The sequence below is a fragment of the Rhodocytophaga rosea genome, from assembly GCF_010119975.1.
Taxonomy (GTDB): domain Bacteria; phylum Bacteroidota; class Bacteroidia; order Cytophagales; family 172606-1; genus Rhodocytophaga; species Rhodocytophaga rosea.
Genome location: NZ_CP048222.1, coordinates 3,098,848 through 3,113,733, shown reverse-complemented (window position 1 = coordinate 3,113,733; position 14,886 = coordinate 3,098,848). Strand labels below are relative to the sequence as shown.

7 protein-coding genes are annotated in these 14,886 nt (G+C 43.5%); 6 read left to right on the top strand and 1 reads right to left on the bottom strand.

Annotated features, from left to right (window positions below):
• Positions 1–68 precede the first annotated feature (68 nt).
• Complete coding sequence (locus tag GXP67_RS13065) at positions 69–1,241, top strand: acyltransferase family protein (RefSeq protein ID WP_162443516.1); 1,173 nt, start codon at positions 69–71, stop codon at positions 1,239–1,241.
• Complete coding sequence (locus GXP67_RS13060; protein ID WP_162443515.1) at positions 1,190–3,292, top strand: right-handed parallel beta-helix repeat-containing protein; 2,103 nt, start codon at positions 1,190–1,192, stop codon at positions 3,290–3,292. Before GXP67_RS13065 ends, GXP67_RS13060 begins: the two co-directional genes overlap by 52 nt.
• A gap of 23 nt (positions 3,293–3,315) precedes the next feature.
• On the opposite strand, the gene GXP67_RS13055 is transcribed toward GXP67_RS13060, so the two are convergent.
• Positions 3,316–4,338: a GntR family transcriptional regulator gene (locus GXP67_RS13055; protein WP_162443514.1), complete on the bottom strand. Its 1,023-nt coding sequence runs from the start codon at positions 4,336–4,338 to the stop codon at positions 3,316–3,318.
• Between the two features lie 232 nt (positions 4,339–4,570).
• On the opposite strand from GXP67_RS13055, the gene GXP67_RS13050 reads away from it, so the two are divergent.
• The 4 genes from GXP67_RS13050 to GXP67_RS13035 all read left to right on the top strand — a co-directional run bounded on the left by GXP67_RS13050 (position 4,571) and on the right by GXP67_RS13035 (position 14,879).
• Complete coding sequence (locus GXP67_RS13050) at positions 4,571–6,691, top strand: bifunctional aldolase/short-chain dehydrogenase (RefSeq protein ID WP_162443513.1); 2,121 nt, start codon at positions 4,571–4,573, stop codon at positions 6,689–6,691.
• 505 nt (positions 6,692–7,196) lie between these two features.
• Positions 7,197–10,376 carry a SusC/RagA family TonB-linked outer membrane protein gene (locus GXP67_RS13045; protein WP_394351968.1) on the top strand — a complete coding sequence of 1,060 codons (3,180 nt, stop codon included), beginning with the start codon at positions 7,197–7,199 and terminating at the stop codon, positions 10,374–10,376.
• A 40-nt stretch (positions 10,377–10,416) separates the two neighbouring features.
• Positions 10,417–11,919, top strand: coding sequence for a RagB/SusD family nutrient uptake outer membrane protein (locus GXP67_RS13040; RefSeq protein WP_162443512.1), 1,503 nt, complete (start codon positions 10,417–10,419; stop codon positions 11,917–11,919).
• A gap of 212 nt (positions 11,920–12,131) precedes the next feature.
• The gene (locus GXP67_RS13035) at positions 12,132–14,879 is read left to right on the top strand and encodes a c-type cytochrome (protein ID WP_162443511.1); all 2,748 of its coding nucleotides are present in this window, start codon (positions 12,132–12,134) and stop codon (positions 14,877–14,879) included.
• Positions 14,880–14,886 lie beyond the last annotated feature (7 nt).

The window sequence follows — 14,886 nt, the reverse complement described above, 5'->3', positions numbered from 1 at the left end:
CTAATTGCTAGTTCAGCGAAGCCAATTGCTACTTACCTATAACTTGTGACTAAACACTTCCATATTTTATGAATAAATCTTCTTTTGCAAATACCATTGCCAGCACAGAGGTATTGCCAGCAAAATCTGCGCAGCGCTATCTGTCATTGGATGTTTTAAGAGGAATGACCATAGCCTTAATGATCGTAGTGAATACACCCGGCAACTGGGAGACAGTGTATGCACCATTCCGGCATGCACGCTGGCATGGCTTTACCATCACAGACCTGGTTTTTCCTACTTTCCTTTTCGTGGTGGGCAATGCGATGAGTTTCAGCATGCGGAAATTCGAAAAACTGGATGATCGGGTTTTTCTGACTACTGTTTTTAAACGTACTGCCCTGATATTTTTCATTGGCCTTTTTCTCAATGCTTTTCCTTTTGTTACCCGCAGTGCCGGAGAATTAACCTTCATTAACTTCTCTAATATCCGCATCATGGGCGTTCTCCAACGGATTGCTCTTTGCTATGGTATCGCTTCTCTGGTTATACATTATTTTAAACTGAAAGGTGCTTTTATCTTAGGTGTCACAGCCCTGGTCTTTTATTGGGTGGTGATGTATGTATATGGCGGCCAGCCTGACCCTTACAGTCTGGAAACAAACGCTGCCCTACAATTTGATCTGCTGGTAATTCCCATTGAAAACCTGTACAAAGGCTATGGAATCCCATTTGATCCGGAAGGACTGCTGAGTACGTTGCCTGCCGTGGGAAATGTGATAGGAGGTTATTTTGCCGGAAAATTTATCCAGCAACAAACAGATACTAAAAATAAGGTAATAAAACTTTTAGTGGCAGGCGTTGTATTAACTGGTTTATCCTTACTTTGGAATGTGTATTTTCCTATTAATAAGCCTATCTGGACAAGCTCTTACGTGCTTCTGACCGTAGGTCTGGATTTGCTCATTCTGGCGGTGCTTATGCTGATCATAGATGGTGCCTCTGTTACAAAATGGACCTATTTCTTTGAGGTATTCGGGAAAAACCCCCTGTTTATTTACATTCTTTCAGGTATGATTATGGAGGTATTAAGCCTGATTAGTATAGGAGAGGGGAGTGTAACTGGCTGGGTGTATCAAAACCTGTTTGCCTCATGGCTGGAAGGTAAAAATGCTTCTTTGGCCTTTGCTGTGTGTTACATGCTGTCGCTATGGCTGATTGGGTATGCAATGGACAAGAAGAAAGTGTATATCAAGGTGTAATTGCTGTCATTCTGTGGCTTCTGGCAATGATTTATATTTCCTCAAACTCTCCTTTTTTCTTTTCTGTGATTACAAAAATTAATGATATCCAGGATAAAAATTCCCTTCAAAACAATTATAGAAATGGAGTTTTGCTACTTGTATTTCTTTTCTCTTCTGTAGCAGCATGGGCTGAGGATGGAGTCCGCGCAGGACCGCTGGTGGTAGAGCCACCAACGCTGATTAATCTGGGCTTTCATTGGAAGATTGAAGGAGACGATAACCGGAATGCAACAGTGCAGGTAGCCTATAGAATAGCCGGAACCAGGGACTGGAAAGAGGCACTGCCTTTGCTCAGAATGGGGGGGGAGCGGGTGATCCGGGAAACAGAATATCTGGATTATACGGTGCCGCCAATGTTTGCCGGAAGTATTCTCGATCTTTCTCCGGACACAGAGTATGAATGCCGCCTAACCATGAGCGATCCGGATGGGGTGCAGGGTGAAAGTGTGCAACTCGTGAAGGTAAAAACCAGAAGCGAACCAAAAGCTGCCGAAGGCAGGCGCACCTTGCATGTATATCCACCCGACTGGAAAGGCGAAAAACAGATACCCAGTTTTATGGGATTAAAAGCGGCTTATTATGGGTCCGGCCTGGGCGACTGGTCTGTGGTGGGTGAACGGAAAGTGCAGCCTGGAGATGTAATTGTCGTACATGCCGGACTGTATAAAGCCGACCGAATGAATTATGTAGATCCCCATGGAATTCCTTTCGATGGTACGTATGTATTAACGGCCAAAGGTACGCCTGATAAGCCTATTGTAATCCGCTCAGCTGGAGATGGTGAAGTGATTTTTGATGGCGCAGGTGCCCACCGCTTATTTGATGTAACGGCTACCGAGCATCATATTTTTGAAGGGATAACCATCCGCAATACGGATGTAGCATTTTCTGCCGGCTTAAAAGAAGTACTGGGTGCCAGTCATCTTACGATACGGAGCTGCCGGATGGAAGAAGTAGGTATTGGTGTGATCACGGAATATGCCGGTTCTAAAAATTTTTATATCGCTGATAATATCATTCTAGGCAGGGATGATCGCAACCGGCTGTTAGGTTGGGCAAGTCCTGGGGTGTATGGGGCCAACCAGTTGAAAAGCTATATCGGCATTAAAGTATATGGTTCCGGTCATGTGATCTGCCACAATGCGGTGGCTTTTTTTCATGATGCCATTACTGTTTCTACCTATGGAACCCCGGAAACGCAGGAAGAATTAAAGGCAGTGTCTATTGATATTTACAACAATGATATTCACCTGATGGCCGATGATTTTATTGAAGCCGATGGAGGGGTACATAATATCCGGGTGATGCGCAACAGAGGGGTAAATGCGGGCCAGTGCGGCTTGAGCGCACAGCCTATTTTTGGAGGTCCGGCGTACTTTATCCGCAATGTGCTCTACCATATTCCTACTGGCTGTGCGCTCAAATTTATGTCTAAGCCTGCTGGATTGATTGTATATCACAATACATTTATCTCCGAGAATACGAATCCCCAGACATTTTCTAATGCACATTTTCGCAACAATCTTTTTCTGGGAACCGATGCCCCAAAACGGCCCATCGTTGTTTTCCCCAATGCTACTGCCTATTCAACTTCTGATTACAACGGATACCGCCCCAACCGCTCGAGTGAGGAACAGTATAAATGGGTTTCTCCGGAAAAAAGCCAGTTGCGGGATTACGCCCTAACCAGTAAGGATGCTAAGTCTTTTACATCGCTTTCTACCCTTGCTCAGAGAAGCGGTCTGGAATCGCATGGAGTTGAATTGGATTATACTATCTTCGAAAATCTTGTGGCTCCAGATGCTAAAAAGCCGCATGGCATTTATTATGCAACGGATATCAATTTCAGGCTCAAACCGAAAAGCAAAGCCATCGATGCAGGAGTAAAACTACCTACAGTAAATGATAGCTTTAAAGGCAAAGCACCAGATCTGGGAGCCATAGAAGCGGGAGATCCGATGCCAGTATATGGTCCCCGTAATAATGTAAGCCAGCCATTTTACCGTTAATAATATACGCTCTGGAAATTCGACTACAGCGAATTCCGCCGGATCATCGAGAAAGCATTCTTAATCTTAATGTGTTTCTTTTCGAGCAGTAAGGCTGCCGTCATCCGGCCCATGGTTTCAAAATCAGTGGTAATTACAGTAATGGATAAAAGCTCTTTTAGGGTAGTTTCGTTAAATGAAATAATTCCGATTTCCCGGCCAAGCAGGTAGCTTGACTGCCGCACTTTTTTAATCAGTTCTGCCAGGTCGGTTTCTTCTACTGCAATATATGCCGTGCCGGGATAAATGATCTGGTCGTAGGCGCTTTCTACAATTTCAAATTCCTTATTGTATTCAATACAAAACAGGCAGAAGCCTTGTACAATTTCAAAGGGATAATTGAATGGATAATTTACTTCACTCGGGAAAACCAGTACCAGCTTTTTGTATTTCTCCAGCAGGTCGGTAGCAGAAGCCAGGGCAGAATAAATGTCTTTCTCAAAATCCTGGTAAACGGCCAGATGATCACTGTCAAGTCCAGGCAGATCTTTATCAAGCAGTACCAGTTGATCAGGGGGGATATTCCGGATGATCTTCATGTAATCCACTTTATCTATATCCTGGAAAAAATGAGGCATAATCACATAATAATTATACTTGCCCAGATTATTTTCAATGATCTCCTTAAACAGAGTAGCATTGTAATGATGGATTTGCAGATCAACCTTGGCTTTGTCGCCCAGGGTTTTTAAAAAGGAATAGTAAATTATTTTTTTATAGGAACTCAGTTTGTTAAACACCAGCAGGATTTTGAGTTTGCTGGCTACATTTTTTTCTACATAAAAGCCTTTTCCTTGTACGGAGGTGATGTACCCCCGTTCCTTCAATTCTTTGTATGCTTTTTCAACCGTATCTCTGGCTAAATAATACTCCTCACTCAGTTCACTGATAGAGGGCAACTGCTCATTGATTTTTAGTACTGTCTTTTCAATGTCTGTTATAATAGACTCAACGATCTGTTTGTACTTAGGCTTTTTATCAACAGGATTTAACTTAAGCTGGTACATACCTTTTCTTTGTATTAAGAATCTGTAATATCTGAAATAAATGATTGCTGAATAAATAACACGAAACAAATATCATCCTGCACTATACTACTTATGTAAAAATCAACCACATGCTTACCATCATATAGCGGCACCTGATAAAATTTTAGTAAGAGGCAGGAAGGTACAGGAAGGAAAAGTAATAAATAATATTGAATATGCAATATTATTTTCAACCAAACTGCTAAGTGGTATGCAAAACATTCAGTCACATTTCCAGTACGTAAGCTACCTCTGGGACGAAGAGTATGCGGCGTCTTTAGGCCGGGATGAAGTAGCCCTGCTCATATACCGTTCCAATTTGCTGGGCGCCGATTTGCGGCTGACCAATTATGGAGGAGGGAACACAAGTGCAAAAACAACAGAAAAAGATCCGCTCACCGGACAGCCGGTAGAGGTCATGTGGATCAAAGGCTCAGGAGGTGACCTGGGCACACTCAAAAAAAGCGGACTGGCCGGATTATACCTCGACCGCCTGCAGAGTTTGAAAAAAGTGTACCGGGGACTCCAGTTTGAAGACGAAATGGTAGAACTGTTCAACCACAGCATCTATGATCTTAAATCTAAAGCACCTTCTATTGACACACCTCTTCACGCCTTTCTGCCCTACAAACACATCGATCACCTGCATCCGGATGCAGCTATTGCCATTGCCGCCAGTAAAGAGGGCAAACAGATTAATCACGAATTATTCAGTGGACAAATCGGCTGGGTAGACTGGCAACGGCCGGGTTTTGACCTGGGCCTGAAACTGGATGCCGCTGTGCAGGAGAATCCTAACCTGCGGGGTATTATGCTCGGTGGACATGGCTTATTTACCTGGGGAGATACAGCCTATGAAAGCTATGTGAATACATTAGAAGTCATAGAAAGATATTCTGCTTTTCTACAGGATAATTATAATAAGAAGAGAAAAGTATTTGGCGGATGGCGTTCGCAGCCTGTACCGGCCGACAAACGGAAAGAACAGGCGGCTGCCCTGGCACCTGTGTTACGGGGATTATGCTCTTCTCAAACCCGCATGATTGGCCATTTTACGGATGATGAACGGGTACTGGAATTTATTAATTCGCATGATGTAGATAAACTGGCACCCTTAGGCACCTCTTGCCCCGATCATTTCCTTCGTACCAAAATCAGTCCGCTGGTGCTTTCACTATCACCAGACGAAAATCTATCTGATGCAAAAGCCATCCGGTCTAAGCTGGAACCAGCTTTTGAGGCATACCGGGTGATGTATAAGAACTATTATGAAAAGTGCAAACATCCCAATAGCCCCGCTGTCCGGGATGCCAATCCGGTTATTATTCTGTATCCAGGCGTAGGCATGTTCAGCTTTGCCAAGGATAAACAAACCGCCAGGGTAGCCAGTGAATTTTATATCAATGCCATTAACGTGATGAAAGGGGCGGAGGCGGTATCTGAATATGTAGCCTTGGAACCTCAGGAAGCCTTTAATATCGAATACTGGTTGCTGGAAGAAGCCAAATTGCAGCGAATGCCGAAACCTAAACCTCTGTCTGGTAAGATCGCCCTGATTACTGGCAGTGGAGGCGGAATAGGTAAAGCCATCGCCAAAAAATTTGCCGATGAAGGCGCTTGTGTGATTCTCAATGATAACGATGCCGAACGGCTGGAAACGGCCAATATTGAATTTCTGAAAAATTTTGGAAAAGATACTGTTTCGTCTGTTTCACTGGATGTTACGTCTGCTCAATCGGTAGAGGAAGCTTTTAAAGCAGCTGCCTTAGCTTTTGGAGGGGTAGATATTATAGTGAATTGCGCCGGACTCAGTATATCAAAACCACTCACCGAACATACCGAACAAGACTGGAACTTGCTCTATAATGTGATGCAAAAAGGCCAGTTCCTGGTAAGTAAATATGGGGTAGAAATCCTGAGGAAGCAGCAACTGGGAGGCGATATTTTAAATATTGTAAGCAAAAACGGCTTGATGGCTGGCCCTAATAATGTGGCCTATGGTTCTGTAAAAGCAGCCCAGTTACACATGAGCCGCCTGCTGGCAGCAGAACTCGGACCAGAAAAAATCCGGGTGAATGTAGTAAACCCAGATGCTGTGATTGCAGATAGTAAAATATGGCAAAGCGGATGGGCAGAAGGCCGTGCCAAAGCCTATGGAATATCTGTGGAAGAACTCCCTTCCTATTATGCCAAACGGACGCTTCTGAATGAGATTATTTTGCCGGAAGACATTGCCAATGCCTGTTTTGTTTTTGTAGGTAGTCTGTTAAATAAATCGACCGGCAATATGCTTAATGTAGACGGAGGCCTTTCTACTGTTTTTGCGAGGTAATACGGTAAAGATTTAATGAATGCTGAACAAGGAATAACAAATGGGTAAACCATACTTTTTGATATTCCTTGTTCTTCTCACTTTGCTAGAATATTGCTTTACTTCTGTTCCGCTTGGTGTGCAAAAACCATAGCAAATGATTAACAAAGTAACTCAAACTACAGATATAATATGAAGAGATGAATAAAATGGATGCCTTAGAATGCCTGTTTAAAAATTGTATTTTTTGAATATTTTATATAAAACAGGTGAGTACAGGAAGGTTAAAGGGCCATAACCCACTAATTTTCAATATGATTTTTTACGTAAATAGTTTCAATTTAAGAAGATGCTTTAATACTGCTTAATTTTTAATGCACTACGGTCTGTGTTTAAAATGGAAGTTGTAATACACTTTTAACTTATAATGCAGAGAAGATTTTTAAGGAGATGCGCTTTTAATCAATATTTCTTACAAATCAGTTTTTATCTGTCAATTCCTAAACCAACACTAATAAAACAATCTATGAAAAGACATAAACTCCCCTTACAACCACTGGTTTTGCTGGCGCTTGCAGGGTGTATGTATCTCCCGGCCAGCGCTCAATCGCTTAAAGCCGATCGGGTACTGCAACCCCAATCGTTGCTGGCGATGATACCAGCCAGCAAACCTGTAGCCGTTACCATTACAGGTAGGGTTACCGACGATACTAATCAAGGTTTACCTGGTGTGAACGTACTTCTGAAAGGTACTACGAACGGTACAACTACTGATGGTACCGGAAAATATTCGCTGTCGGTTCCTGATGCTACTGGCACATTGGTTTTCTCTTATATCGGATATACCACTGAAGAAGTTGCCATTAATGGCCGCTCTACTATCGATGTATCTTTAGTGGCTGATATCCAGTCGCTGAGTGAAGTAGTTGTAGTAGGATATGGCAGCCAGTTGAAAAAAGAAGTAACAGGTGCTGTACAAACTGTGAGCTCTGCTGACCTGAAAGACATACCAGTATCTACCGTAGCCCAGAAACTGCAAGGCAGACTGGCAGGTGTTCAGATCAACCAGACCACAGGTAAACCCGGCCAGGGCATGAATATCCGTATCCGTGGCCAGTTATCGGTTACTGGTGGCAGCGATCCTTTATATGTAGTGGATGGTTTCCCAATTAACGGAAATATCAATTTCATTAGCCCAGATGAAATAGAAGAGATTACCATTCTGAAAGATGCCGCTTCTACTTCTTTGTATGGATCGAGGGCAGCCAATGGCGTAGTATTGGTTACTACCAAAAAAGGTAAACCCGGCCAAACCAATGTGAGCTTCAATACTTTTGCCGGTATTCAGAAAGTGCCGATGCGGGGCAGAATTGATATGATGGATGCAGAAGAATTTGCCCAGTTTAAAAAAGAATACTACACGGATCAGAATGCCGCTTCCCCTAGTCCCGTAGCCGACCCCGTACCTGACGTTTTCAAAGATCCTTCGATATACAGAGGTAAAAATAACGACTGGTATGATGCTTTACTCAGAGAAGCTCCGCTGCAAAGCTACAACCTGAGCATTACCTCTAATAAAGAAAAATTGAGTACCTCTCTGGTTGCCGGTATATACGATCAGCAAGGTGTAGTATTAAATAACAAATACAAGAGATATTCAGGCCGCCTAAATATGGACTATGAAATATCTGATAAAGTACGCGTGGGTTTAAATATTGCCCCCAATTATGTGTTTGACAATACGCCCAGAACAGACGGAGACAGGGGAACAGGTATTTTATTTAATGCCCTGCATACCTGGCCAGTCATGCCGATTTATGATGAAAACGGAGAACTTACTTTGTTCAACCGGCTTCCAGCAAATACAGGGAACATTTTTGCCTATCCTAACTGGGTAAGAGCGGCCAATGAACTGACCAACGAAACCAGGCAGATTAATTTATTATCCAATGCCTATATTCAATACTCGCCTATGAAAGGTCTGGCGCTCAAATCTACAGTGAATGTGCAGACATTAAACCAGAAGTTTTTCTTCTTTAACCCATCTACAGCCACTAGCAACATTAATACACCTATCCCTACTACGGCTGTTTCGATCCGGGAGAACCAGGAAGATGTTACCCTGCTGAACGAAAACCTGGCTACCTTTTCCAAGAGCTTTGGCAGTCATAATTTTGAATTACTCGGTGGATTCTCCAATCAATGGTTCCGCAGAGACAGAACCCGTATTCAGGCAGATACCTATGCCGACGACCGGCTCCCTACTGTTCAAGGCGGTATCAATATCAACCGGGCAGGCACCATTAGCGACGTGCAGGAATGGAGTTTAACCTCACTTTTCTCCAGATTGACTTACAATTTTAAAGGAAAATATTTGTTTACGGCTGCTGTGCGGGGTGATGGTTCTTCCCGGTTTGGTGCCAATAACCGCTGGGGCGTATTCCCATCTGCATCAGTAGGCTGGGTAGTGTCTGATGAGCCTTTCCTGCAGAATGTTTCTCAGATTTCTTTTGCTAAACTCAGAGCTAGCTTTGGGGTAACCGGTAATAACAATATTGGTAATTATACCCAGTATGCCCGTATTAACAATACAATTAATGCCGTGTTTGGAAATAATGTAGCACCCGGAGCAGGCATTATCTCTCTGGCTAATCCTGATTTAGGATGGGAAACCACCAGTCAGTTTGATGCCGGTATCGATCTGGGTTTGTTCAGCGACCGCATCCAGTTCCTGTATGATTTTTATACCAAGAAAACGACCAATCTGCTCTACAGCGTACAGATTCCTCAGGAATCCGGATTTACTAACTTTAATGATAACATCGGTGAAATTAAATTCTGGGGACATGAATTTGCCATTAATACCAGGAACCTGGAAGGCAAATTAAAATGGACCACCAATGCCAACGTTTCCATTAATCGCAACAAAGTAGTAGCCCTGGCAGAAGGCATAGATAGAGTATATGGCACTTTCCACATTACCCAGGTAGGAAAACCATTTGGCCAGTTCTATGGACATCAGGCGCAAGGCGTGTACATGAATGCCGAGGATCTGGCTAATTCACCACAAGTACCTGGCCGCTCTGTAGTGGGCAGTATCAAGTTAACGGATCAGAATGGAGATGGCATTATTACCAATGGAGGTGATTTTGACGACCGGGTTATTATCGGTAATCCTTTCCCTAAATTCACTTATGGTATTACCAATAACTTTAATTATGGCAAATTTGACCTAAGCATTGTAGGTTCCGGTTCTTATGGCAATGAACTTCTGGTTCGCCACCTGTATAGCACTGCTAACCTGGATGGGGTATTCAATTTAGTGGATGGCGTAAAATACCGCTTCCGCTCTCCTGAGAATCCAGGCAAAGGAATGTATGGTACTACGGTTGGAGGTGGCAACGTAACCGGTATCGAAAGAGACTGGATGAACAGCCGCTTTATTGCTGATGCTTCTTTCTTTACCATTAAAAATATCACGCTGGGTTATACCATTGGCGGCATTACTAAGTTTATCAAATCAGCCAGGGTGTATGCCTCTGTACAGCAGGTATATATATTTACCAAATACTGGGGTGGACCAAATCCTGAAACCAGTGCACAAGGAGACGGAAACGGCGATGGTGGTAACTTAAGCCAGGGGATTGATTTTTCCAATTATCCGGTTCCACGTACCTACAGCCTGGGGGTTAACGTGAATTTCTAATCAGATAAAATGTAATCATTTATATTTTAACAACATTCAAATGAAAAAAATACTCATATTATCTGGTCTGCTTGTAGGGGTTACACTTACCAGCTGCAAAGATGATTTTTTAACCATAGTTCCTGAAACTGAGTTGAGCTCTGTTGTCTTTTTCACCAAAGAAGCCGATTTTCAACAAGCTGTGAATGCCGCCTATGTACCATTGCGCACCCTTGTGAATGACAGGATGTGGCTGCTGGGTGAAATGCACTCTGATAATACATATTATTCCCGGAACCCGCTGTTTGGTGCTACTGAGCAGCAGGAAGACATCGCTGATTTTGCAGTTCCTACAGCCAATGGCGTTACTTCCAATACGCACGTACTGAATGCCTACCGGCAGGAATATTTGATTATTGCCCGTGTCAATCAGATTTTGTCGCAGATTGATAAGGTAGAGTTTAATGCGGATTCCAAAAACAATATAAAAGGACAGGCTTTGTTTCTGAGGGCGCAAGCTTATTTTACCTTGATACAGCTTTTTGAAAAAGTTCCTATGCACCTTACTCCGGCTACCGGACGTGCGGATGCTGCCCAGCCATTGGCCGAAAGAGAGGCAGTATTTGCGCAGATCATCAAAGATACTCAGGAAGCGATTCCATTATTGCCGCTAAAATCCAAACAAGAAGCTGGCAGGGTTACCTCTGGTGCCGCCCAGACATTATTGGGCAATGTATACATTGTGCAGAAAAAGTGGGCTGAAGCCGAAACACTATTGAAAGCAGTAGTAAATAGTAATGAATACGCTTTAATTCCTAATTATGCAGATGCCTTCTCCGGCAATGCAGCTAATAAGAATAATAGTGAATCTGTGTTTGAAGTTCAGTTTCTGGAAGGAGCTGCCGGTTTGAACGGTAACTTTATTTACCAGATGTTGCCTCGCCCCATCAGCCCGACTGAAATTGCGCCTATTACTGGTACCTCTAATCCGCAGCCACTGGATGGAGAAGGAAATAATACGCCTACTCCTGATATTATTGCTGCCTACGAAGATGGAGACGAGCGGGAAGATGCTTCTATTGGATATGTGACTTTGAGCGGTAGTGCCAGACTTAACAAGGTATATCCTTATATTAAAAAGCTTGCAAAAACGCACTCGTTAAATAATAACCACGGCACCAACTGGCATATCTACCGCTATTCTGAAGTACTACTGTTTTTAGCAGAAGCCTTAAATGAGCAGGGCAAAAATGGAGAAGCAGAAGGGTATTTAAACCAGGTACGAAATCGTGCCAACCTGGGAAATTTTGCAGGCGGAGACCTGAAAGAAGCTATTTTCAGAGAAAGAAGAGTAGAACTGGCTTTTGAAAACAAACGCTGGTTTGATCTGGTGAGAACCGGACGGGCTATCGAAACCATTACAGCCTATGGAAACCGGATCAAAGCCAACCCGCAAGCCTATTACTATCCGGAAGGTACTGCTCCCCGTGGAAATGCCTTTAATAACATAAGCATATACTATGGGCTTCCGGCAGATGAAGCTGCACTCACACCTAATTTTTAAAATAATTTAAAGTGATTGGTCAGTAGATAGGTTAAAGAGTGGCTACTGGCCAATCACTGATTAAAAAAATTTAAAAAATTATAAAAATAATAGTATTTAAAAGCTTTATAGTAAATTGTAAGATCATAGACTGCTGAACAGCGTGTACATTGTTTAACAGTCTATGATTTACCTGTTTTTAAACCCCTTTTGCCAAATCTATTTATACGCATATGTTAAAAACCATTCCTTTTCTTAAACTTCTCGCTTCGGTGGCAGTATGTAGTCTAATAGGCACATCCTGCGATAACGAGAAAGATACCAAACAGGCTAATGTACAGAGTAATAATACCGGTAATCCGAAAATTGACAAGATTAAGTCTATGGAAGGTTTCCGGATCGAACACCTGTACAGCCCCTCTGAAAATGAGCAGGGCTCCTGGGTAGCCATGACCTTCGATGACAAAGGCCGCATGATTACTTCTGACCAGTATGGCGCTTTGTATCGGTTGCAACTGCCTCCTATAGGCGATTCTTCCAAACCCAAAGTAGAAAAACTGGCCATTGGCCAGGTAGCAGATAGCATTGTGGGGATGGGATATGCCCAGGGCTTATTGTATGCGTTCAATAGTTTGTATGTAATGGTAAACAGCCGGGGTACTGCCGAACGGGAAAATAAAGAGTTTGATAAACTAAGTGGATTCTATCGCCTGGAAGATACAGATGGCAACGATCAGTTTGATAAAGTTACCGAGTTGAAACAACTGAAAGGAGAAGGAGAACATGGACCACACAGTATTAAGCTTTCTCCGGATGGAAAATCTTTGTATGTAATTGCCGGTAACCATACAGATGTACCTCCTATGGAAGCGCATCGCTTGCCCACCAACTGGCAGGAAGACAATATATTCCCGTTGATCAAAGACCCCAGAGGTCATGCCAACGACCGGATGGCACCTGGTGGCTGGATTGCCAAAGTAGATCCTAATACCAACAAATGGGAGTTAATTGCGGCCGGTTTCCGGAATGCCTTTGATATTGCTTTTGACGAAAGAGGAGAACTGTTTGCCTATGATGCAGATATGGAGTGGGACTTTGGTATGCCCTGGTACCGGCCAACCCGTATTAATCATGTTACCAGCGGTGCTGAATTTGGCTGGCGTACCGGAAACAGCAAGTGGTCACCAGATTATCCAGATAACCTGCCTGCGATTATCAACATCGGACAAGGATCTCCTACCAGTCTGGAACATGGCAAAACCTCTCACTTTCCCGAAAAATACAAAAAATCCTTGTATGCCTTTGACTGGAGTTTTGGTATTATCTATGCCATTCAGATTGACCCAAAAGGTGCTTCTTATGGTGCCAAAGCTGAAGAATTTATTTCTGGTTCGCCGCTGCCCTTAACAGATGGCACGTTTGGTCCGGATGGTTCTTTATACTTCCTTACTGGTGGCCGTAGATTGGATTCCGATCTGTACAGAGTGTCTTATGGAGATGCTAAAGGCAATGTAGCTTCCAATCAGAAGAATGTATCCTTGGTAGCCAATACGGCGACAGAAGATGTAAATGAAGAAACCAAGTTAAGAAGAAGCCTGGAGCAATATCATGGAACTCCTCAAAAGGGAGCGGTAGATGCTGCCTGGCCAAACCTCAAACATGAAGACCGCCACATCCGCTATGCCGCCCGTATAGCCATAGAACACCAGCCTGTTGCTGAGTGGCAGCAACGTGCATTGGCAGAAAAAGATCCGCAAGCCTTAATTCAGGCATCTATTGCCTTGGCGCGTCAGGGAAAAACAGACGTAAAAAACCAGATTCTTACTTCCCTATCGGGTATTGATTATGGTAAATTATCTGAATCACAGCAGATTGATTTGTTACGTGCCTACGAACTGGTATTTGCCCGCATGGGAAAACCGGAAGGTGCTGCTAAAGACAAAGTAGTCGCTCATATTAATCCTCATTATCCTGGCAAAACCAATGCAATAAACCGCTCTCTCAGCAAAGTACTTGTGTATATAGAAGCACCGGGTGCGGTTGAAAAAACCCTCGCTTTACTGGAAAATGCAAAAGACGATCAGGGTGATAAAACGGTGAGCGCTTCCCAGGACCTGATTCTGAGAAACCCCCAATACGGAATGGATATTGCCAATATGCTGGCAAAAGTGCCGCCAGCCCAGCAGACCTATTATGCCACGGTGTTGAGTACCTCAAAAACCGGATGGACTCCAGAACTGCAAGAGAAGTATTTTGCCTGGTTTAAGAAAGCTTTCGAATACAAAGGAGGAATGAGTTATGTAGGCTTTATCAACAAAGCCCGTCAGTCGGCTTTAGCTAATGTTTCGAAAGATAAATTTGATTATTACAGCAAACTATCCGGAGAGGAGTTATTATCTAAGTCTGGCAATGACCTGGCAAGTGGTCCTTCTCCCAAAGGCCCTTACAGAAGATGGACCATGGAAGATGCCAAAGCTGTAATAGACAGTGGCCTGGTGAACCGGGATTTTGAAAATGGCAAGTTGATGTTTGCAGCCGTACGTTGTAATACCTGCCATACCATGAAGGGTGAAGGGGGCAACATGGGCCCCGATCTGACACAATTAGGTACCAGGTTCTCTACTGGCGACATGCTGGAGCATATTATGGACCCCAATAAAGAGGTTTCTGACCAGTATGCTTCTACCGTGTTTTTGATGAAAGATGGCAGTTCTGTATTAGGCAGGCTCATCAACGAGAATGAGCAGAATTATTCCGTCTCTCAAAACCCTTTTGCACCAGACATGCTTCGCGAAATTCCTAAGAAAGATGTGGTAAGTACCAAGTATTCCCGTGTTTCGCTGATGCCTGCTGGATTAATTAACCGCCTGAATGCCGAGGAACTAAAAGACTTTATGGCCTATCTGATGGCAGGCGGGAATAAAGATCACCAGGTATACAAAGGTAATGGCCAGGCAGCAGCCTCCGGAACGGCTAAGTAGATAGATT